18 protein-coding genes are annotated in these 22,805 nt (G+C 53.1%); 13 read left to right on the top strand and 5 right to left on the bottom strand.

All coding sequences use genetic code 11. The features are described from left to right. The first annotated feature begins 25 nt into the window (after positions 1–25). The 6 genes from QW71_RS04855 to QW71_RS04830 all read left to right on the top strand — a co-directional run bounded on the left by QW71_RS04855 (position 26) and on the right by QW71_RS04830 (position 8,756). Positions 26–985: a sugar ABC transporter permease gene (locus QW71_RS04855; RefSeq protein WP_042138501.1), complete on the top strand. Its 960-nt coding sequence runs from the start codon at positions 26–28 to the stop codon at positions 983–985. 15 nt (positions 986–1,000) lie between these two features. Then, positions 1,001–1,894, top strand: coding sequence for a carbohydrate ABC transporter permease (locus QW71_RS04850; RefSeq protein ID WP_039293999.1), 894 nt, complete (start codon positions 1,001–1,003; stop codon positions 1,892–1,894). A 30-nt stretch (positions 1,895–1,924) separates the two neighbouring features. Continuing rightward, the gene (locus tag QW71_RS04845) at positions 1,925–3,772 is read left to right on the top strand and encodes an ABC transporter substrate-binding protein (protein ID WP_039293998.1); all 1,848 of its coding nucleotides are present in this window, start codon (positions 1,925–1,927) and stop codon (positions 3,770–3,772) included. Positions 3,773–3,902: 130 nt separating this feature from the next. Further along, a complete protein-coding gene (locus QW71_RS04840; protein ID WP_047013626.1) occupies positions 3,903–5,648 on the top strand; it encodes a sensor histidine kinase in 1,746 nt (581 codons plus the stop codon). Continuing rightward, entirely contained in the window at positions 5,641–7,053 is a 1,413-nt protein-coding gene (locus tag QW71_RS04835) for a response regulator (protein WP_039293995.1), read from the top strand. Before QW71_RS04840 ends, QW71_RS04835 begins: the two co-directional genes overlap by 8 nt. Continuing rightward, positions 7,050–8,756: an extracellular solute-binding protein gene (locus QW71_RS04830; protein ID WP_052769896.1), complete on the top strand. Its 1,707-nt coding sequence runs from the start codon at positions 7,050–7,052 to the stop codon at positions 8,754–8,756. The genes QW71_RS04835 and QW71_RS04830 overlap by 4 nt, the downstream gene beginning before the upstream one ends. Positions 8,757–8,900: 144 nt before the next feature. On the opposite strand, the gene QW71_RS04825 is transcribed toward QW71_RS04830, so the two are convergent. Next, a complete protein-coding gene (locus QW71_RS04825) occupies positions 8,901–10,133 on the bottom strand; it encodes an MFS transporter (protein WP_047013625.1) in 1,233 nt (410 codons plus the stop codon). Positions 10,134–10,135: 2 nt separating this feature from the next. Further along, positions 10,136–10,645, bottom strand: a complete 510-nt coding sequence (locus tag QW71_RS04820; protein WP_039293993.1) for a YbaK/EbsC family protein — start codon at positions 10,643–10,645, stop codon at positions 10,136–10,138. A 155-nt stretch (positions 10,646–10,800) separates the two neighbouring features. On the opposite strand from QW71_RS04820, the gene QW71_RS04815 reads away from it, so the two are divergent. Then, positions 10,801–11,445: a DUF1796 family putative cysteine peptidase gene (locus QW71_RS04815; RefSeq protein WP_039293990.1), complete on the top strand. Its 645-nt coding sequence runs from the start codon at positions 10,801–10,803 to the stop codon at positions 11,443–11,445. A gap of 148 nt (positions 11,446–11,593) precedes the next feature. Here QW71_RS04815 and QW71_RS04810 read toward each other — a convergent pair whose 3' ends face one another. Next, entirely contained in the window at positions 11,594–12,037 is a 444-nt protein-coding gene (locus QW71_RS04810) for a MarR family winged helix-turn-helix transcriptional regulator (RefSeq protein WP_039293985.1), read from the bottom strand. Between the two features lie 174 nt (positions 12,038–12,211). On the opposite strand from QW71_RS04810, the gene QW71_RS04805 reads away from it, so the two are divergent. From QW71_RS04805 to QW71_RS04795, 3 genes are all read left to right on the top strand, one after another. After that, positions 12,212–13,666: an MFS transporter gene (locus QW71_RS04805; protein ID WP_039293982.1), complete on the top strand. Its 1,455-nt coding sequence runs from the start codon at positions 12,212–12,214 to the stop codon at positions 13,664–13,666. A gap of 274 nt (positions 13,667–13,940) precedes the next feature. Beyond that, positions 13,941–14,387 (top strand): carboxymuconolactone decarboxylase family protein, encoded by a 447-nt coding sequence (locus QW71_RS04800; RefSeq protein ID WP_039293980.1) that lies wholly within the window; start codon positions 13,941–13,943, stop codon positions 14,385–14,387. A 102-nt stretch (positions 14,388–14,489) separates the two neighbouring features. Beyond that, positions 14,490–15,392, top strand: a complete 903-nt coding sequence (locus QW71_RS04795) for a sigma-70 family RNA polymerase sigma factor (protein ID WP_047013633.1) — start codon at positions 14,490–14,492, stop codon at positions 15,390–15,392. 111 nt (positions 15,393–15,503) lie between these two features. Here QW71_RS04795 and QW71_RS04790 read toward each other — a convergent pair whose 3' ends face one another. Further along, on the bottom strand, positions 15,504–16,862 hold the full coding sequence (locus tag QW71_RS04790; RefSeq protein WP_039293977.1) for a PFL family protein: 1,359 nt from the start codon (positions 16,860–16,862) through the stop codon (positions 15,504–15,506). 30 nt (positions 16,863–16,892) lie between these two features. Then, positions 16,893–17,162 (bottom strand): ACT domain-containing protein, encoded by a 270-nt coding sequence (locus QW71_RS04785; RefSeq protein WP_039293974.1) that lies wholly within the window; start codon positions 17,160–17,162, stop codon positions 16,893–16,895. Positions 17,163–17,408: 246 nt separating this feature from the next. On the opposite strand from QW71_RS04785, the gene QW71_RS04780 reads away from it, so the two are divergent. The 3 genes from QW71_RS04780 to QW71_RS37765 are packed head-to-tail and all read left to right on the top strand — an operon-like array spanning position 17,409 to position 22,713. After that, positions 17,409–19,043, top strand: a complete 1,635-nt coding sequence (locus QW71_RS04780) for a diguanylate cyclase (protein WP_039293971.1) — start codon at positions 17,409–17,411, stop codon at positions 19,041–19,043. Between the two features lie 48 nt (positions 19,044–19,091). Beyond that, positions 19,092–19,463 (top strand): response regulator, encoded by a 372-nt coding sequence (locus QW71_RS04775; RefSeq protein WP_039293968.1) that lies wholly within the window; start codon positions 19,092–19,094, stop codon positions 19,461–19,463. Next, on the top strand, positions 19,450–22,713 hold the full coding sequence (locus tag QW71_RS37765; protein WP_052769895.1) for an ATP-binding protein: 3,264 nt from the start codon (positions 19,450–19,452) through the stop codon (positions 22,711–22,713). Before QW71_RS04775 ends, QW71_RS37765 begins: the two co-directional genes overlap by 14 nt. Positions 22,714–22,805 lie beyond the last annotated feature (92 nt).

Below are 22,805 nucleotides of genomic sequence, written 5' to 3'. Positions count from 1 at the left end.
AAATCTGGATATAGGAGATTTCGATATGGGAGTACCCTCTGGTGAACTGCTGCATGGTGTGGAGCCGGCCCCGCCGCCCCGCAGGAAGCTGCAGAACAAATACAAGCTGTTTTTCATGGCGCTTCCGTTTCTGGCGGTGACTTTTATTTTCTACTATTTGCCGATAAGCGGATGGATTTACGCCTTCTATGATTTCATTCCCGGCATTCCCCTGTCGGACACGCCCTTTGTCGGCCTGAAGTGGTTCAGGACCATTGTTGCTAATCCGACTCAGACGGCTGAGGTGCTGCGGGTGCTGAAGAATACGGTCGCGATGAGCTCGCTCGGGCTGGTGACCTCGGTGTTTCCCGTGATCTTTGCAATTCTGCTGACCGAAGTCCGGTCCGGCTGGTACCGCAAGCTGGTGCAGACACTGACCACGATTCCGAATTTCATCAGCTGGATTCTCGTCTATGCGCTGGCCTTCTCACTGTTCTCCGTGGACAGCGGCGTAGTGAATCACCTGCTGGTCCAGTTCGGCTTCGCGGATGAAGGCTTCAACTTCCTGGCCTCCAGCTCTCATGTCTGGATTACGATGATCGCCTGGTACTGGTGGAAGTCGCTGGGCTGGGGAGCGATCCTGTACCTTGCGGCCATTGCCGGAATTGACCAGGAGCTGTATGAGGCGGCGGAAGTGGATGGAGCGAGCCGGTTCCGCAAGATCTGGCATATCACGGTTCCCGGCATCATTCCTACCTTCTTTGTCCTGCTGCTGCTCTCGATCGGCAATTTTGTGAATAACGGAATGGAGCAGTATTTTGCCTTCCAGAATGCGATGAACAAGGACACGATCGAGGTACTGGACCTCTACGTGTACAATATCGCTTTTGCCAACAACTTCCCGTTCGCAACGGCGGTCAGCATGCTGAAGTCGGTGGTCAGCGTTATCCTGCTGTTCGCGGCCAATACCCTCTCGAAGATTGTGCGTGACGAATCCATTATTTAAGGGCGGTGATTCCACATGCGGAACAAGCTTAAACCGGGCAATGCCCTCTTTCAGGGAATCATCTATCTGCTCTTCGGATTATTCACCCTGAGCTGTATTTATCCGTTCTATTATTTGTTCATTAACACGATTAGCTCCAATGATCTAAGCGCCGGAGGGTATATCAAGTTTTATCCGCGGCAGATTCATTTCGACAACTACTTCAAGGTCCTGCGGATCAGCGGGCTAAGCCACGCGGCACTGGTCTCGGTCTACAGAACAGTAGTCGGCACTTTTCTGACGGTTGGGGCATCGGCTTTTCTCGGCTATCTGTTTACCAAGAAAGAAATGTGGGGCCGGCAGATCTGGTACCGCAGCATTGTGGTCACGATGTATTTCAGCGCGGGGCTGATCCCCTGGTACATCACGATGCACAATCTGCATCTGACCAACAATTATCTGGCCTATATTCTGCCGACGATTATTACCCCGTTCAACATTATTCTGGTCAAAACCTTCGTGGAGGCGATCCCGCCTTCCCTGGAGGAATCGGCAGCGATGGATGGTGCAGGGTACCTGCGGGTATTCTGGAGCATCATTGTGCCGCTGACCACGCCGATTCTGGCGACGATTACGATTTTCTCGGCGGTCAACCAGTGGAACTCCTTCATTGATACGGCGTTCCTGATGACCGACACGAAATATTACACGCTGCAGTTCCTGCTCTGGCGGTATTTGAACGAGTCCAGCTCGCTCGCCGCGCTGATCCGCAATTCACCGGATATGGCAGCCAGCATCCAGAATATGCAGACTCCGACGTCGGTGCGGATGACGGTAACGATGATCGTAGTCATGCCGATTCTGATTGTGTATCCGTTCTTTCAGCGTTTCTTCGTCAAAGGCATCATGATCGGCGCCGTCAAAGGCTGACCGAACTAATATATCAGGGGGTATGAAGCAATGAGATTCAGATTTAGACAAGTATCGCTACTTCTGCTAAGCATGATAATGGTGCTGGTTCTGGCAGCCTGCGGCGGAGGAAACGGAAATTCAGGCAATTCGGGCACGGCGGCCAGCACGGATAAGCCGGCGGCCGAAGCCACGCCAGCCGCCGGCACAGAGGCGACAGCGGCTCCGGCAGACGGGGCGCTGGACCATTCCAAGCCGCTCAAGCTGACCGTATTCTCGACAACGGCCAATTACGCCGGCCCGCAAATCGGCTGGTTCGCCAAAGTCATCAAGGACAAATTCAACATTGAGCTGGATATTGTCGCCTCCAACCTGACCGGCGGGGACACCAAAATCTCAGCCATGATGGCCTCCGGTGACCTCGGCGATGTCATCATCTTCGGGGATGATAAGAATCATTATCCGAACGCGATCAAAGGCAAGCTGCTCCTGGACTGGACGCAGGACGGCCTGCTGGACAAATACGGCGCGGATATCGTGAAGCAGTTCCCCAAAGCGGTCGAGAAGGCTAAAGTGGCCTTTGGCGGCGGAACCTCTGTCTTCGGTATCGGCAACAACGTGGCAACCAACCCGTCAGGACCTTCCGAGGGCAAGGATATGACCTGGGGACCCGACCTGCGCTGGGACCTGTATCAGCAGCTCGGTGCGCCTGAAATCAGCAAGATTGAGGATTATCTCCCGGTGCTGAAGCAGATGCAGGAGCTGGAGCCGAAGAATGATCAGGGAAAGAAAACCTATGCGTTCTCACTGTGGTCCGACTGGGACGGCAACTATAAAATGACGCTGGCGAAGCAGTTCGCCAACATGATGGGCTATGACGAAATCGCGGATACCGCTCTGTATGTCAAGGCGGATGAAGAGAAGTACTATGACTTCCTCTCCGAGGACAGCTGGTATATGAAATCGCTCAAGCTCTACTTCGAAGCGAATCAGATGGGCCTGCTTGACCCGGACTCGCTTACCCAGAAGTTCGATGATGTGGTTGCGAAATACAAGGACGGCCGCCTGCTCTTCTCCTGGTTCCCGTGGCTGGGCGCAGCCAACTACAATACACCGGAGAGAACCGCAGAAGGCAAAGGGTTCGCGCTTGTACCGTTCAAGGATGAGCTGATGTACTCCACAGGCTTCAACGTATACGGCGGCAACGGAATTATCGCCATCGGCGCCAAGGCCAAAGAGCCGGCCCGCATCATGGAGTTCATCAACTGGATGTACACACCGGAAGGCGCAATGATCTCGGCAGGCAGTGGAACGGCAGTCTCCAATGGACCGCAGGGACTGGCCTGGGATATTGACAGCAGCGGCAAGCCGGTCGTGACCGACTTCGGCTGGAAGGCTTATGCCGATCAGCAGAACACTCAGGTTCCCGAGGAATACGGCGGCGGGGACTACTATTACGGCTCGAATCAGATGAACTTCTCCTTCGTGGTTCCGGCGATGGTGAATCCGGCTACGAATGAGCCGTATGACCACAATCTGTGGCAGACCACACTGGAACGCAATCCGTCGAAGCTCGACAGTGACTGGAGAGCGAAGATGGGCGTGCTTACGGCCAAGGAATATTTTGAGAAAAATAATCTGCTCGCCGTAGCTCCGCAGGGCTTCACCGGCAAAGAGCCGCTGACGATGGACAAAACGCTGGAGCAGAAGAACAAGCAGATCGGTACTGTGATCCAGCAGATCTCCTGGAAGATGGTCTTTGCCAAAAATCAGGCGGAATTCGATAAGCTGAACAAAGAAATGCATGACAAAGTTAACGGACTCGGCTATCAGGACGTGATGGACTTCTCGGTGAAGAAAGCGGAAGAGCTGTTCGAAGCCCGCAAAAGTGTGAAGTAAGCGGAAGCGGATAGGGAATAGGCAGGGCAGCGACCGGGCTGTTCTGCCTTCTTATTTTCAGAACAAGAAAAATCTGGTATTCTGATTCTATATATTAAAACGCTTTCATTAAGAGGTGAGGTCAGGCCCCATGCCTGGAAATAAGCAAGCAGGCCATCCGCCGAAGGGGAAGTCCCTGCGGACTACTTTGGTGATTTATTTGCTGATCGGTACGCTGCTGCCGCTGCTGATTGTCGGCTTCATATCCTACACTTCCATCTATTCCATTCTGTCCGGCAAAATCGGCAGCGGCATCAGCGCCAGTCTGCGCCAGGAAGCGCTGAGCCTGGAGAATGCCATCGACAATCTGGATTTCGCCTCCAAGCAGTTTGCGCTGGACGGACAGATTGTGGAGGAGATGTCTTCTTTTCTGCAGGAGAAGCAGATCTACCGCAAGTCGCAAATGATGAATTCGATCAATCAGAAGATAAACCTGGTCAACTTCACCAATCCCTATATAGGGCTGACCGCCTATATCATGCCTGAAAGTGATGATCCGGTGCTGTTCACCAACATGAGTACGCGAAGGGGCTTCGATATCAGCAGCCTGCCTTCGTTCATGCGCTATAACGGGGCTGATTATTACGGTCCGCATGGCACGATGTATGCTGTCGGCGATAATGTCGTCTTCTCGGAGCGGCGGATTGTGCGGGTGAACGGCCAGCATGAGCTGTATATCTATCTGGAGACCAATTACAGTCTGCTGCGCAAAATTTTCAATCAGGAAGCCTACGGGATGAAGGTCAATCATCTTCTGGTGAATCAGAGCGGTACCTTTACTCATGTCATTGACGGTGAATTGCCGGAAAGGATCGTGAAACAGGCCGGCCGGAGCGGCGGATCTGCGCATGAGGTGCTAAATGGCTATCATTTGTTCCGCTATGAGAGTCCGCAGGGCTGGAAGCTTGTAGCCGTGGTCAAACGGTCGGTGTTCAACAGCGAGATTTACACCTGGATCTACAAAATGATTCTGCTGGCGCTGTTCACCCTCCTGTTCGCGGGATTTCTGGCCTGGCTGATCTGGAGAAGGGTGTATGGACCGCTGCGCAAGGTCAATCTCGAAATTATCCGCATGGCGGAGAATGTCACCACGCCGGTAGCATTCACGAATGTGGAGGAATTCGATTCTGTCCTGAGCAACTTCCAGCAGATGAAGGATCAGGTGAATGAGCTGATTCTGGCTGTGGCCCGCAATGAGAAGCAGAAAAGCCAGTTCGAAATTGAGAAGCTGCTCAGCCAGATCAATCCGCATTTCCTGCATAATACGCTCAATACGGTGCAGTGGCTCGCCCGGCTGAACGGACAGAAGGAGATTGACAAGCTGGTTACCCTGCTGGTGAAGGTGCTGCATTATAACCTCGGCAAGCAGAGCATCATCGTCACCATCGGGGAGGAGATTGAAGCGATCCGTAATTATATGGAGCTGCAGCGCATCCGTTACGATTATGAATTCGAATTCAATGTAGAGGCCGATCCGGAGGTGCTGTCCGCTGCGGTTCCCCGGTTCCTGCTGCAGCCGCTGGTCGAGAATTCCATCTATCACGGACTGAGTGACAACGGCAAGGTCGATGTAATCATTACCGCGCAGGGTACGAATGAAGTGCAGCTCATCGTAAAGGACAACGGTGCGGGAATGGATCAGGCGAAGATTGAGGAGCTGCTTGCCGAGGAGACCGTACGGAGACGGGGGCTTGGCATCGGCTTCGCTTATGTGATGCGGATGCTGCGCATGTATTACGGGGAGCAGATGAGTCTGGATATTCTCAGCGGGGAGAGCGGCGGGACAACGGTATCCATCATCATACCCATTATGAGCAAGGAGGACTTCAATGATTAAAGCTGTGGTCGTGGATGACGAGCGGCTGGTGCGCAAAGGCTTCATCTCGCTGATTGACTGGCCGTCCTTCGGGGTGGTGATTACCGGTGAAGCCGGGGACGGCAATGCTGCACTGGAGCTGCTCCGCCAGCAGGAGACGGATCTGCTGTTCGTGGATCTTACAATGCCGGGCATGACCGGGTTCGAGCTGATCCGCCAGGTCAGGCTACGGTTTCCGGCTGTCCGCTGTGTGGTGCTTACCTGCCACCATGAATTCGATTATGTGCAGGAGGCACTGCGGCTGGGAGCAGTCGATTATATTGTTAAAACGTTGCTGGAGGTGGAGAATGCCGACGAAACCATCCGCAGGCTGGTGGAGCGGATCAGGTGGGAGGACGGCAACCGGGGTTCCCTGGTATCCGGCGAACTGAAGGTTATGTCTGCAGACAAGGCTCTGCTCTATCTGCCCCTGGAGCCTGAAGGGAAGGAAGCGGAGCTGTTTGAACTGTCACTGGTCAAGAACCATCCGCTGATCTCATTCCAGAACCTGTGGATGAGCCCGCTTCCCTGCCGTGTGGCCGTGGAAGAAATCCGCCGTGAGCTGGAGGCTGTGCTTGGAGCAGGCTGGGCAGCTGTACTTGTGGAAGGCGTGCGTGATCAGCCGCTGAAGGAGCTGGAGGATGTTCTGGAACGGACGGTTCCGCAGGCACTGTTCTATTATACCGGTGAATCTGAGCTGCCGAAGCTGAACTACGGCGAACTCAAAAGGGTTGCCGGAAGGCATCGTCCCGCTGCCACTGCAGAGGAACCGGAGCCGCTGGTGCGTGCACTGAATCTCCGGTGGACGCTTGAGCGGGGAGCCTGGGAAGACTTCAATGCAGCCGTTCTGTCCCGGCAGCCGCGCCAGGAGGCGGTTGCTGAGTTTGGAAGGGAGCTGCTGCGCAACTGGAGCGGGCTGCTGATGAAGCCGGAGGAGGAGGCGGAGCTTGCACTATCGGCACACCGCAACCGGAACTGGTGCCAGTGGAAAAGCTGGCTGCGCCAGTTCTCCGGTCAGGTTCAGCAGCGGATGATTGAGCTGGGCATGAGCAAAGAAGTGATGTTCTGCCTGATTAGCGCTGTGAACTATATGAAGAGCCATGCCGGGGATAAAATCAATCAGGGCGATGTAGCCGCCGCCATTAATATGAGCCGCGGTTATTTCAGCCAGTGCTTTGCCCGCTTTGCCGGGGAGACCTTCGGGGACAGCCTGCGCAGCATGCGGCTTGAGCTGGCCAAATCCCTGCTGCGCGATACCCATGCGCCGGTCTGCGAAATTGCCTGCCGGTCCGGCTTTGAGGATGACCGCTATTTCAGCAGGCTGTTCCGTGAGCATGTAGGCAAGCTGCCCAGTGAATACCGTGCAGAAGGGATGGGGGAGCGGTGAACCGGGCCATGAGATATTGCCTGCCTGTATTGCTGCTGCTTAGTCTGTCCGCCTGCCGCAGCAGCGGTGGGGAGGAAGCTGCGGAACGGACAGCGCCTGCCGCTAATGCTGCCGATGCCGCTGCTTACGGCCGGTATGAGGAGCCGGTCGTGATGCGGATCGGCTTCAAGGTACCGGATTCCCGGCTGACTACAGGCGACAGCAATGATAATAATCCGATCTCCCGCTATCTGGAGAGCCTGACGAACATCAGAGTCATTCATTCCTGGGAAGCGAAAGGCGAAGAGCCGTTTACACAAAAGGCGCAGCTGGCCATAGACAGCAATGATCTGCCGGATGCGATGGTGGTGGACCGGGATCAGCTCAGCAAGCTGATATCAAGCGATATGATTGAGGATCTGACCGATACGTATGAGCAGTACGGCTCCGGACTGATCAAGGATATGTACGATTCGACTCATGGCGAAGCCCTCGCCGACGCGCAGCGGGGCGGAAGATTGTACGGACTGCCGAATGTAGCCATTCATGCAGATTCGACCTCCCTGCTGTGGGTCCGCCAGGACTGGCTGGACCGGCTGGAGCTGCCGGCTCCGCGAACGCTTGAGGATATTGAGGCGATCGCCAGAGCTTTTATCGACAAGGACCCTGACGGCAACGGCAAGCGTGATACCGTGGGCATTAGCGCCTACAAGAATATTGTGTACGGGACCAAGCCGTATGTGAACGGTCTGGACGCAGTGTTCAGCGCCTTTCATTCCTTCCCGACCAACTGGATTAAGGACAGCAGCGGTAACGTAGTCTATGGCTCGGTTACCCCGGAGACACGCAAAGCGCTGGGCCAGCTCGCCGCATGGTACAAACAGGGATTAATTGATCCTGAGTTTGCGCTGTACAAAGAAACCCAGGAGCCGATTATTGCCGGCAAAGCCGGAATCTTCTTCGGGCCCTGGTGGATGCCCTTCTATCCGTTGTCGGAAGCGGTTGCCCAGGATACCAAAGCCGAATGGCGGGCCTACGCCGCACCGCTGGATGAGTCCGGCAAATTCGTGGCCCATATAGCCCCGGTCACGGACCGGTATCTGGTTGTCCGCAAAGGATACGCGCATCCCGAGGCTGTAGTGAAGCTGCTGAATGTGTTCACCCGGCTGGAGAGAAGACGTGATCCGAACGTGGAGGAGGTCAGCAAGCTGGATGATTTCGCAGCACAGACCGGTATTCAGCCGCGGGCCTATTACCCGTTCGATCTGCTGATTGATTATAGCGATGCCATCGAGAAGCATTATGCGGATATCCAGCAGGCGCTACACGGCAAGATCGACCCGGATGCGCTCGACCCTGATACCCGGCTGATCTATGACCGCTGGCTGGCGGAGGAAGAGCAGCCGAAGAAGAATCCGGAGGGCTGGAAGGCGGCCAACGCCTACAAATACGGGGTAGCCGTATTGTCCACAACAGCCGTTGAGGGAGTGCGCAGCGTGTATTACGGAAGTACGCTGCATATGGCGGCGAAGTGGCCGGCGCTGCAGAAGCTGGAGAGTGAGACGTTTCTGAACATTATCGTCGGCGATGCGCCGCTGAGCTCTTTTGACGAATTCACCGTGAAATGGATGAGCATGGGCGGCGGACTAATCACGCGGGAGGTCACGCAAATTGTGAACATCCGGGATGCCGAGGGTAAGCAGGCTGGCAGCAGCAGCCAGTGAACAAGAATCGTAAACAGGAAACGGTGAACAGGTATCAGCATATCCGCAAAAGTGCAGGCAGCAGAAATAAGGCCGGAGCCCTTCACAGGACTCCGGCCTTGGCAATGTTCAGGCAGACTTTATCATGGCAAAGCCGCGGCTTCCTCAGGCAGATTTGCCGATTTCGGCTGCAAGTCTATGCTCCGCCTTATCGTTGCGGGTGGACAGATAGCTGAGCCATGCTCCGCACAGAGCCAGAACGGCAAGTCCTGAGGCCAGCCACGGAATCGAGGCAATTCCCAGTGTGTTAATGGTCATCCCGCCGAGATAAGCTCCGGCGGCATTACCCAAATTCAGCGCCGAGTGGCTGGAGGTGGTGGCCAGCAGCGGTGCTTTATGTGCCAGATTCATGATCCGCAGCTGAATGCCGGGCATAATCCCGAATGCGGCGATTCCCCAGAGAAAGACGTTGGCAACGGCAAGGACTGGATGATGCAGCGTCAGCGGGAATAATGCGATAATGCCGGCCAGCACGGCGAAGTTGACGATCAGGGAAGGCATCAGCTTCCAGTCGGCCAGCTTGCCGCCGGCGATATTGCCAAGGGTAACGCCAACTCCGAACAATACCAGAATCCAGGTGACACTATGCTCGGCGAAGCCGGTGATGTCTTCAAGAATTGGCGTGATATAGGTGAACAAAGCGAACAGGCTTCCGCAGCCCAGCGCTCCCGTAAGCAGAATCAGCAGTACCTTGGGATTCATCAGCCCGCGCACCTGCTCGGCAAGATTGGCTGTCTGCTCCTGAACAATGACAGGAATGAAGCGGATAATCCCAAAGAGGGAGATAATGCCCAGCACGGTGATGGCGCCGAAGGAAGCCCTCCAGCCGAGCTGCTGTCCGATGAAGGTTCCGAACGGTACACCAATGATATTGGCGACGGTAAGCCCGGCCAGAACAATAGACACGGCGCCTGCCCGTTTCTCCGGCCGGACCAGCCGGGAAGCGATAATCGTCCCGACTCCGAGGAAGGTTCCGTGGGCGAAGGCGGTCAATACCCGGGCAATAATCAGCAGCGGGTAGGTAGGCGCTATAACGGATACGGCGTTGCCGAAGATGAAAATACCCATGAGGATGACGAGGAGTTTTTTCTGCGGTAGCCGGTGGGTAAAGACAGTCAGCACAGGAGCTCCGATGGCTACGCCCAGAGCGTAGCTTGTAATCAGCTGGCCGGCCTGGGAGATGGTTACGCCGAGATCACTGGCGACATTGGGCAGCAGCCCCATGATGATGAATTCGGTCATGCCGATGGCGAAGGCGCCAAGTGTAAGGACCAGCAGGGATAACGGGAAACGTTCCTTGCCGGGTGAAGGTACAGATTTAGTTACAGCGTGTTTCATAATCAGGTGTTGTCTCCGATCTGAGATGTTGTAGGTTCTTCCTTCCAGCCTTTGCAGACATCGACCCATGCCCGGCTTCCGGAGTATTCGGCAAGTTCAGCGCAGGTTAGTTCAATGGCGGAATTGGTGCTGCCGCAGGCCGGGAAAAGCGTGCTGAACCGCTTCATGGACTCATCCAGATATACATCCAGCGGACGGGCCAGCCCGAAGGGACAAACCCCGCCGATCTCATGTCCAGTCTGTTCCAGGACTTCATCCGGACTTAGCATCCGTGCCTTGAACCCGAAGGTCTCGCGGAATTTCTTGTTGTCAATCTTGGCATCTCCAGCCGCAACGATGAGTATGGCATCTTCATGTGCACCGCGGAAGGAGAGGGTTTTGGCAATTCTGGCCGGAATGACGCCAATCACAGCGGCTGCCATCTCTACAGTAGCGCTGGAGGCAGCAAACTCCTGTACATCCTGCTCGCGGGAGAATTTACGGAAATGTTCTTTAACATTGGCAATCGACATGATCTTGGCATCCTTTCTGAAATTACATGGTTTTCATATTGGGTTACATTCTAACCTGTTTCACCAGACTCTGCAAAACATTCCTCATCTATGATCCAAACGTTTCAATTACCGGCGGCATTTAATATAGAAATAAGGGTGAGAGGTGAGCGCGGATGAAATTTGAGGAAATCAGGGGAGGATATGATTGCATTGTCAGTCTGGGAAGCTCATGCGAGCCTGCGGCCCATTTGCGCCGCAGAGGCCTCCGGGTATTTTCATCGCCGCTGGACTGGGTGGTGTCGTTATCGCTTACGGATGTGAACCGGCTGCTGGGCCAGCGTTTCTCGGGGTATATGGAGCTCCCGAATATGGGTGTGATCGATGGCAATGATGTGTTTGTGGACAATGAAGTCGTCCAGCCGGTCAAATCCTATTTTGTGAAGGACTTTCATTATAATGTAATTTCAGTGCATGACTTTCCGGTGCTGGAGGGGCTGGAGTGGAGCCACGTTTACCCGGATTTCAAGCAAAAAATCAATATGCGTTCCCAGCGCCTGCTGGACACCCTGCTGATGAGCCGGAAGGCGCTGTTTATCCGCTGGGGGAGTACGTATGAGGAAGCCTGTGAGCTTCAGACAGTGCTGCGCACCTTAACCGGCGGGGATTTCCATATTCTGATTGTAAACGGTGTCGATGGACTGGAGTCCGTGCTCGACCGTGACTGGCCGCTGCCCGGTATTGTGTCTCTGGGAATTCCGAACCGTGCGGGGGATGCGGGGAGCTGGGATTATATTCTGGACGGTATATATCTGCTGTAGGGATTATAAGCAGACTGTAATATAAGCGAACAACAGAGCAGCGGCTCCCTGGAAGGCGGGAGAACCTCTGCTCTGCTGTGTTTTACGGATTTTAACATCCTATTTAACTTGAACTGGATAACTTGTACAGCCACTGGAGAAGCTGCTGTCAATTCTGCCCGTTCAGCAGCTCTGAATTCCGTGTGACCTTATGGAGCAAAGTAATCAGAGTGTCGATTTCTTCCCCGGTTAGATCTGCAGACAGCTTGCGGTTGAAATCATTTAACAGCGACTGGAATACCGGGGCGAATTCAAGCGCTTTGGCCGTCGGATACAGCAGGGAGGAGCGGCGGTCCTTGGGATCGGTCCGGCGTTCGATATATCCCGAGGCCTCCAGATGTTTCACGGAGCGGGCGGTGGTGGCTTTATCACATTTTATTTCACTGGTCATCTGATCCTGTGTGATCCCCGGGTGGCTCAGAATCAGCTTAAGGAAGCTATGCTGCCCTCCGCTGCCGATACCATAGGGCAACAGCTCTTTGGCCAGAATTTTTTGATTCTGGCGGTGCAGATGGGAGATCAGCTTGCCGATCGGTTCTTTGTTTGAAGTCACAGGCGGACACCTCTTCAGGGGATAATGACGGCGTTCCGGATACCTGGAATACCGTCTGCCTCAAATACTACAACAATATGGTTGCGTGCGCAACTAATTTGCAGTACACTGGGATTGGCTGTTTTGTTGCGCATGCAACTAGTTTTGAAATATGACGCAAGAGGGTGTTTGCAAATGAGCAGTATAGGTGCTACATACCAGGAGGATGCAGTGATTCAGAAGAAACGCTGGATTATTCTGATCGTCCTGAATTTATTTACATTTATGTCTACGCTGGACGGAAGTATTGTGAATATTGCGCTGCCGGTGCTGGTGAAGGAGCTGCAGCTGCCGGTTGCTCAAGTAGAATGGGTGACTACCGGATATTTGATGGCCATCTGCACTGTCATCCTGTTCTTCGGGAAGCTTGGCGATATTGCCGGGAAGATCAGGATTTTTAAATTAGGCATGATTATATTCACCGCCGGCTCGCTGCTCTGCGGTCTAAGCCACAGTCTGCCGCTGCTGATTGCGGCGCGCGTGGTTCAGGCGATCGGCGCTTCGATGACTATGGCGAACAGCCAGGGGATTGTTACGGATATTTTCCCGTCCACCGAACGCGGCAAGGCATTGGGACTGATCGGGACCTTCGTGTCACTGGGCAGTATAGCCGGACCAAGTCTCGGGGGAATCATAGTTTCCACCATGGGCTGGGAATATATTTTCTGGGTAAATGTCCCGATTGGACTGATTGCGATTGTGCTCGGCTGGAAGGTGCTGCCGAAGGATCTGGTCCGGGTGAAGTCCAGAATCGATCTTCCCGGCAGCATGCTGTTTGCTGTCTTTATTGTTACTTTATTCGCCGGACTGCTGCTTGGCCAGCAGCTTGGGTATAGGGATAACCGGATTCTGGCCTCCCTGATCGCGGCTGCTATAACCTTTATTGCTTTTCTGATGGTGGAGCTGCGCCGCAAGCAGCCGCTGCTCCAGCTGTCGCTGTTTAAGAATCCGCTGTTTTCGCTGAGTATTTTCTGTGCTTTTCTGGTATTTGTCTCCAACTTCTGCTTCAACATTATCGCACCGTTCTATGCGCAGAATATGCTGAATATGTCACCCTTCAGTGCAGGCTTCCTGCTGATGCTCTTTCCGATCTCCATGGTCATTGTCGCGCCGCTTAGCGGGGCGTTGTCCGATAAGATTGGTTCAGAGCTGCTGACCTTTGCCGGGCTGATTGTTATGGTCATTGCCCAGTTCGGGCTGGCCCGGCTGCATGAAGGCAGTCCGGTTCTGCTGGTCGGTGTATGGATTGCCATGCTCGGAATCGGCAGCGGTTTGTTCGGCTCGCCGAATAATTCACTGGTGATGTCGACCGTGCCGCGTACCCAGCTTGGCTCCGCAGGCAGTGTGAATTCGCTGGTCCGCAATGTAGGGATGGTCGTGGGAATCACTGTTGCTACGACCATACTGTTCAACGTGATGAGCAGCAGGGCAGGCTACCGGGTGACCGGACTGATCGAAGGACGACCGGACATTTTCCTCTCGGGGATGCATGTTGTCTTCATGACCTCGTCCAGCATTTGCCTGTTATCGGCTCTGCTGACCGGCTGGCGGTTGTTCTCGTCCCGCAGGGCTAAGAGATTGAGCGCGTGAAGCTGACTACTCCTTTTTAGAATCCTGCACAAAATACAACATTTCCCTCATGATCTCAGCCATAATCCATAATTGTTGTACAAATGGCAGCAATTTTCTTCTTCCAAACTGCTTAGCGCGAAAATTCCTGTATTTTCTGCAACAATCCTACCAAACACACAGATTTCTAGGTGTCTAAGTTGCAATATGTACAACATTAATGCTAGATATCTGTCACAAACCACAGCCCCATCTTGTCTACAGTAATGTAGAACATTAATGGAGGCGATTGGACATGAGTCTGAGAATGAATTATCGTGAGGTTAACGCGCCGGCTTTCCGGGCAATGATGACACTGGAGCAGCATGCAGGAAGCCGCAGCAAGGATAAAGTACTGTATGAACTGGTCAAAATACGGGTCTCCCAAATCAACGGCTGTGCGTTCTGTCTGGATATGCATGCCAAGGATCTGATGAAGCTGGGCAACTATGCCGATCATATTCTGCTGCTGAGTGTCTGGCGTGAAGCGCCGATATTCACTGATAAAGAACGGGTGCTGCTGGAATTCGCCGAGCATGTAACCCTGATCAGCCAGGCAGGTGTTCCGCCGGAGCTGTATCACAAGGTACTGGAGCATTTCAGCGAAGAGGAACTGGTAGACTGGATTGTGGCGATCAATACGATCAACAGCTGGAACCGGATTGCCATTACCACGGGGATGTTCCCCGGATGCTTCAACTGAGCTTGAATTAAGATAGCCGTAAGGGTGAAGGAGGGGCAGCGCGTGGAGGTCCGGGATAAAGAAGGCTTAGAGGCTGAGAGTCCGTCTGCAGGGAGTTTAGGTATGGAGGAGCTGTATCAGAACTATAAAGGCTATGCATTCTCCATTGCCTACCGGATGTTAGGTGTGGTTGCGGATGCGGAGGATGCTGTTCAGGATACATTCGCTGAGCTTCAGCGCCGGGACCGGGGCGGTATCCAGAATATCAAAGCCTATGTGGCCAAGGGCGTAACCAACCGCTGCCTGAATATGCTGAATTCTGCTCGGAGCCGGAGAGAGACCTATATCGGAGAGTGGCTGCCGGAGCCGGTCAGCACAGGGTATGATGGTCCGGAAGCGGAGGCAGAGCGGAAGGATAGCCTATCGTATGCTTTTCTGGTGCTGCTGGAACGTCTGGCGCCAACGGAGCGGGCCGTATTTGTACTGCGTGAAGCATTCCAGTACGACTACGAGGAAATTGCCGGGATGGTGGGCAAGACGGAGAGCAACTGCCGGCAAATCTTCAGCCGGGCGAAGCGCACACTGCAGGCGGAGCGTGCGGCTACATCGCCTTCCCCTTCTCCCGGTTACGGAGCCGTCAAAGAGAATCTGCTGCGGCGCTTCACTGCCGCGTTCACCTCTTATGATGTCGGCGGCATGCTGAAGCTGCTGGGGGAACATCCTGTGCTGGTTGCTGACGGCGGCGGACAGGAAGTGCATACAATTCTCCGGCCGATGACCGGCCGCAAAGGCGTGCTGGCACTGCTGACCTCACGCAGGGTGATGCATTATCTGCGGGAATGGGAGCAGCACTATGGAATAGTCAATGGTGAGCCAGGCCTGATCTTCACCCACCAGGGTGAGATCAAAGGAGTGATCTGTCTGATTCCCGACCGGAGCGGCGAGCAGATCCAGAACATCTACCTAATGATGGACCCGGCCAAAATGAGCCATATTACAGTTAATCCGGATACGCCGCGGAGTTAATCTCGGGGCATAACCCAAAGACCCGTTACCAATCCCTGCCGGGAGAGGTAACGGGTCTTTATGTTCTTAAGGGCGGTGCTCAACCGGCCGTCCTGTCTCTATCAGGGTGTCCTAGTTCTTGAAGCTGTGGATCGGCGCCGGAATACGTCCGCCGCGGTTAACGAAGCCTGCACAATTGAACGGGTTGACCGCCATGACCGGTGCATAACCCAGCAGGCCGCCGAACTCAACCATTTCGCCGACTTCCTTGCCAATAACCGGAATGACGCGGACCGCGGTTGTCTTGTTATTGACCATGCCGATCGCCGCTTCATCGGCGATGATACCCGAGATGGTCTCCTTGCTGGTGCTGCCCGGAATGGCAATCATGTCGAGGCCGACGGAGCATACGCAAGTCATTGCTTCGAGCTTCTCCAGCGTCAGTGCACCGCGCTGAACAGCCTGGATCATGCCGTGGTCTTCACTGACCGGGATGAAAGCGCCGCTTAAGCCGCCGACATAGGAGGAGGCCATGACCCCGCCTTTTTTGACATTATCGTTAAGAATAGCCAGCGCGGCTGTGGTGCCGGGAGCTCCTGCTTCTTCAAGACCCATGACCTGGAAGATCTCGGCGATGGAGTCGCCAATTTCAGGTGTAGGAGCCAGCGACAAATCGATGATGCCGAAGGGCACATTCAGCCGCTTGGAGGCTTCCTGGGCAACGAGCTGCCCGACACGGGTAACCTTGAAGGCGGTACGCTTAATGGTCTCGCACAGCGTTTCGAAGTCCTGTCCCTTCACCTCTTCCAGCGCCCGCTTGATTACGCCGGGTCCGCTGACGCCTACATTAATGACACATTCCCGTTCGCCGACACCGTGGAAGGCTCCGGCCATGAACGGGTTATCCTCAACGGCGTTACAGAAGACGACCAGCTTGGCGCAGCCGATGGAATCGCGGTCTTTGGTGCGTTGTGCAGTCTGGATGATGATATCGCCCATCAGCTTCACGGCGTCCATGTTGATGCCGCTGCGTGAGGAGCCGACATTCACGGAGGAGCAGACACGTTCCGTCACCGCCAGCGCTTCCGGGATGCTGTCGATCAGAATCCGGTCACCTTTGGTGCAGCCTTTCTGAACCAGTGCGGAGTATCCGCCGATAAAGTTGACGCCAACCTCCTTGGCCGCCTTGTCGAGAATCTGTGCTACAGGAACATAAGTATCGGTATGTACGGCGCCGGCAGCGATTGAGATCGGAGTTACGGAAATACGCTTGTTCACGATCGGCACGCCGAATTGACGCTCCAGATCCTCACCCGTCTTCACGAGCTTCTCGGCGGATCGGGTAATTTTGTCATATACATTGCGGTTAAAGATCTTCATATCCGAATGCGCGCAGTCCATCAGACTGATGCCCATGGTAATCGTACGCACGTCCAGGTTCATTTCCCGGATCATTTTATTGGTTTCCTGCACTTCTCCAATTGAGATCATAGTATGGTTGTTCCTCTCTTTGCCGCCCGGCTAGATCCGGTGCATAATATTGAAGATATCTTCATGCTGAAGCTTGATTTCCACACCGATGTCTTCACCGACATGCTGCAGATCCCGTGCGATTTCTTCAAAGGATTTGCTTGGGGCGGAAATGTCCACAATCATCATCATATTGAAATAGTCCTGCACAATCGTCTGGGAAATATCCAGAATATTCAGATTGTGTTCTGCGAGGTATGTACATACTTTGGCAATAATTCCGACTTTGTCTTTTCCCAGTACCGTAATAATCCCCTTCAATTGAAAGCCTCCTATTATAGATTACTCTGTTTTCTCCGCCCACTGCCGCTTTAACGGAATGAACGGTTTCAATTATTATGTCAAATGAATAGAAGGTTATCAACCAAAGCTTTTTTGTAGGGCTGATCAGAGATTTGAGCTTGCAATTCGACAAAAACAGATTAAAATTGACACCGCCTTAAAAATATGATTAATTGAAGGTTTGAATGACCTATTGATATGAAGGAACGAACTGAAGGAGCTATTATGACAACGAGAAAATATAAAGAGCTGGTTGAACAGCGCACCAGACAAACCTTGCAGAAGTGGTCGCAGCAGCCGGCAGTTGAGGAAAGGGATATCTATCGCTTTCTGCATAATTTAAAAGGCACTTCCGGTACAGTGGGCCTTGACGCGGTGGAGGCGTTCTCCGGCAACTCTCTGCTCTATTTCTCGGATGATAACCATAGAAGCTGGACGGAAGCCGAGTGGGGGGATTATTTATATCCGCTGCTGGAGCTGTTTGATGAGCCTGAAATTACAGGTGCAGTGCCTCCCCAGATTCCGGGAATTGCGTTGTCCCATGGCAGCACCCACCAGCAGTACGAAATTCTGGTCATTGACGATGATGTGGAGCTGGTGGCTTTTTTGCGCGAGTCGCTGGAGAAGCAGTCATACTATGTAAGCATTGCCCTGTCTGCTGAACGCGGACTTAAGATTTTTTATGAGACCAAGCCGGATTTAATTCTGCTGGATATTCTGCTGCCGGACCGCAGCGGGATTGATGTGCTCAACCAGATTATCGGCAAAGCCAAAAAAGAGCGGATTCCGATCATTATCATCAGCGGTGAACACTCCAAGGAAGTCCAGAAATATGCCTATTCGCTCGGTGTGATGGATTACATCCAGAAGCCGGTCGATATCGATCTGTTCCTGGTGCTGATCAAGAACCGGTTTGAACTGAAAAAAGAATGGCAGGAGTCCATCATTGTAGATGAGCTGACGGGTGCTTTTAACCGTAAATATTTCAATCAGACCCTGAAGCTGCTCTCATCGGACTTCAGACGGACGGGCCGGACGTTCTCGCTCGCGCTGCTGGATCTGGATTACTTTAAGCATGTCAACGATACTTATGGTCATCTTGTGGGAGACGAGGTCCTGCAGACTTTTTCGGAGCTGGTCAGAGATTCAATTCGTACGGAGGATACACTGTGCCGCTACGGGGGAGAGGAATTCGCCCTGTTCATGCCAAATACCTCTGCGGACTCAGCGCTGCTTGTCATTGAACGGATTCAGGAGAAATTCGCCTCCAGGGAATTCTGTGCCAAACGGGAAAGCTTCCATGTTACCTTCTCCTGCGGCATTACAGAGATAAGCGAACGGCAGCAGGATACCGATATACTAATTGACGAGGCAGACCAGGCTTTGTATTCCAGCAAGTATAGCGGACGCAACCAGACAACCTTGTACAGCGAAGGACTGTTAACGGGCCAGAGGGAAACGATACTCAATGTAATTATTGTTGATGATGATCCGCTGATCCGCAGAATTATTACCGGCAATTTCGCCTCCTGGGAGCCGGGGAATATCGCCGGAATGAAAGTGAACAGTTATGCCGACGGCGAGCTTTTTCTGAAATCGGACTGGTATGTTCCGGAGGAGAAGTACATTATTCTGCTGGACGGGGTAATGCCCGGCCTCGACGGGCTTGAGGTTCTGGAGAAGATCCGCAGCAGCTACCCTGAAGTGAACATCCTGGTAATTATGCTGACAGGCCGCAATAATCAGCGCGATATTATCCATGCCCTGCAGCTGGGGGCGGACGATTATGTGATTAAGCCGTTTCATGTGCCGGAGCTGCTGTCCCGGATTGAGCGCCTGGCCCACAGATTCTTGTTCTAATAGCAATGTATCCAGCCGTGGATGAACTGAAAGTGAGAGTGAGTGTTTATGCAAAAAATACTGATTGTGGACGACGAAGATGTACTGCGCATGCTGATTGAGGATACGCTGGAGGATCTGGAGAACGTTGAGATCCATACCGCCGAAAATGGGGTTGAGGCGCTAACACGGCTTACTTCGGACCCCTATGATCTCGTGATTCTGGACTATATGATGCCGGAAATGACCGGAATTGAAGTGCTCGGTGAGCTGAATGAAGAGCTGAAGAATAAGACGCCTATTATGATGCTGACAGCCAAAGCACAAGAAATGGACCGGAACAGGGCAAGGGAAGCCGGAGCACGTTATTTCATGCCTAAACCGTTCAGCCCGATGGAGCTGCTGCAGATCGTGGAGGGCATCCTTAGTGATAAACAATAAACTTGCTGATGTGAGCATCAAAACCAAGTATTTCCGGATTATCTTCATCTTGTTCCTGGCGATTATGTTATCTGGTATCGGCCTGTTCTTCTACATCAATAACCAGCAGGACAAGCTGAAGCATGACCGCGGTGTACTGCAGCATAAGACTGAGACCATCAATGAGCTGGCGGCGACGCTGAATGATGTCTTTTTCCGGGCCAGAGGTTATGTTGCCCTCAAAAGTGACGGTGAGCTTAAGCTGCTGAATGCTGCACTCACGGGCCTTGACGGAATTCTGGAGCAATATTCGGCTCTGAATCTGTCGCCTGAAGAAGCGCAATACCGGGATGATCTGAAGTTATTCTATGAGCAGTACAAAACCAAGACCCTTCCTGAAGCGATCCGGCTGGTGGAGAACGATGATTATACGGGCATCCGCAATCTCTCTCAAGGCGGCAGCACCCAGGCTCTGAATGAATTTCTGGCCTACACCAAAGAGTTCAAAACAAGCTCGGACAGCAAGCTGAACGCCATGGCTTCTCAGTCCATCAAGCAGGCCGATACCTTCACATTTATCGCCTTCGGGCTCAGCGCTGTACTGCTGTTATTCTTCACACTGATGATCTGGCGGATGCTTAGAGTGGTGCTTGATCCGATTGTTAAGCTGGAAGAAGCAACGAATTCGCTGGCGGCAGGCGAGGCTGTTCTGCTCGGCAAGCTGCATAAGCAGGATGAAATCGGCCGCCTCTATGAGGCCTTCCTTAATATGGCCCGGAGTATCCAGGATAAAGAAGAAGAGCTGATGATGCAGAATGAAGAGCTGCATGCCCAGCAGGATGAGCTGCAGGATCAGCAGTTCAAGCTGGAGCGTTCACTCAGTGAAATCGAAAGTATGATGAAGGCGCTGAACCAGACCTCCGCCGTCGGCATTCTGTCCAGCAAGGGAGTATTCACCTATGCCAATGATAATCTTAGCGTCTACACCGGCTACAAGAATGCCGAGATTATCGGATACACCTTCCGTTTGTTTGAACTGCATAATATTTCGGACACTCAGCTGGAGCAGATTATACGCAAGCTGTCGACTGGCGGTTTATGGAGCGATGAGTCACAAATTGTGGCAAAAGATGGTTCTGCCGTCTGGCTCCAGCTGACGATCATGCCGTATTTGAATGATGAGGGTCAGATTTACCAGTACATTCTGATTGCCAACAACATTACCTCCATGAAGAGTGTCCAGCAGGAGCTGGCCGAGACGCTGAAAAGCACGGAGCAGACCACCATCATGCTGGAGCTTAACAACCAGCTCAATCATGAAATTACCTACACACTGGACAAGCAGGAATTTGCCGAGAAATTCAGCAGGTTCATGAACCGGATGTACTCGTTCGACAGCAGTCTTTTCCTGCTGGTCAAAGATAAGATATCTGTGGTCAAAGGGGTTCCGCAGGAGAATGTGGAACGCTATATTGATGCAAACAACAAAGATATGTTATACCGGATGAGCACGGAGAAGTCCTATATTGTGAAACGGACCGGAGTCCCCAGAGAGCAGGGGATCTCCGCCAAAGAAGTTTACTGCTATGATTTCTATACAACTGTAGTCAATGCCGAGGATGAGATCCTGGCGATCTTCTGCGGTACACGAATCGGGCATTCCTTCACCGAAGAGGAAATCAGCGAAATTCAAGGGATGATGAACCGGGTGGCGCTGGCCATCGAGCGTTTGTTCATGTATGAGGAAATCGAGAATGGCCGCAAGCTGAACCGGGATATTGTCAACAATGTCAACGAAGGCATCCAGTTCGTCAACACGGAAGGCGTCATTCAGCATATCAACAAGGCGCTCAGCCAATTGTTCGACTATGATGTGTGGGCAGAGGGGATGCTGATCCCCAAAGAGCAATGGATGGATCACTTCACCCTTCGCGTGAATGAATCGGAAGAGATGGGGCAGTTCTACCAGAAGGCGATGTCCGAGCACTCCGTGGATTCCAGCACGATGAAGTATTCCCTGGGCAAGGAAGCGATGAAGCATGTCGACGTCTATGCGATTCCGGTGTTCCGCCGCGAAGCGCGGGTGGGAACATTGTTTGTACACCGGGATATCACCCGTGAATACGAGCTGGATCTGATGAAGTCGGAGCTGGTCAGTACCGTCAGCCATGAGCTGCGGACACCGTTGTCCAGTGTTCTGGGCTTCACCGAGCTGCTGTTATCCAAGACAATGAAGCCGGAGAAGCAGCTGAAATACCTGGAAACGATTCATAAGGAAGCCAAACGTCTGACTGAGCTGATCAATGATTTCCTTGACCTGCAGCGCATGGAATCCGGCACACAGCTGTACAATGCAGAGCCGGTCAATCTCAGCGAGACCGTTCTAAGTGTAATTGACCAGTACAAGCTTAGCGGTACCCACCATATCCTTCTGGAGGATGAGGCGCTGAACGCCGAGGTCGAGGTGGATAAGGACAAGATTATCCAGGTGCTGACCAACCTGCTGAGCAATGCCATCAAGTTCTCTCCAGGCAGCAATGAGATTAAGGTAACGCTGCATAATGAGCGGGATTCGGTTATGGTCCGGGTTCAGGATCATGGACTGGGGATTCCGAAGAATCAGATCGGACAGCTGTTCCAGAAATTCCGCCGGGTGGATAACAGTGCATCCAAGCGGATTGGCGGAACGGGTCTCGGACTTGCGATCTGCAAGGAGATCATTGAGAAGCAGAAGGGTATGATCGGAATTGATTCGGTTGAAGGCGAAGGCACCACGGTGTGGTTTAGCCTGCCGGTCCTCCATGCGGAGAGCAGCCGTCATGAAGAGGAGCCGCATAAATGGAGTGCCGACAAGGAGCAGAAGCCGAATGTGATGATCGTCGAGGACGATTACAGCTTGTCCCTGCTGCTCTCTGAGGAGCTTAAGGGCAAAGGCTTCAGAGTCACTCACCACTATCATCCGCAAAAAGCATTTGATCAGGCGGTGAAGACGCCTTTTGTAGCTATCGTCGTGGATCTGATGCTCGGCGAAGAGCTGGACGGCTGGGATCTGATCCGTATGCTGAAGAATGATCCCCGCACAGAGAATGTGCCGATTGTCATCTCCTCGGCGCTGGATAAGGAAGATAAGAGCATGATGGATAAAGTGCAGAAATATCTGACCAAACCGTATCCGCCGGGCGAGCTGTCGAATACCTTGCAGGATATTGTGCAAATCGAGCTGAAGACGGGTGAGGTTCTTTTCCCGGACAGCGGGGGAACTGAGCAGTAGGCGTATAATAGAGAACATAGTTATATAGAGTGAATGCAATCTTTTGCTGATTATATATATTCATTGAACAAGTCCTTCTTCGCGGAGGGCTT

It is taken from the genome of Paenibacillus sp. IHB B 3415 (genome assembly GCF_000802655.2).
GTDB lineage: Bacteria > Bacillota > Bacilli > Paenibacillales > Paenibacillaceae > Paenibacillus_AQ > Paenibacillus_AQ phytohabitans.
The sequence above is the reverse complement of the archived record's forward strand: the minus strand, read 5'-3'. Positions and strand labels throughout refer to the sequence as shown.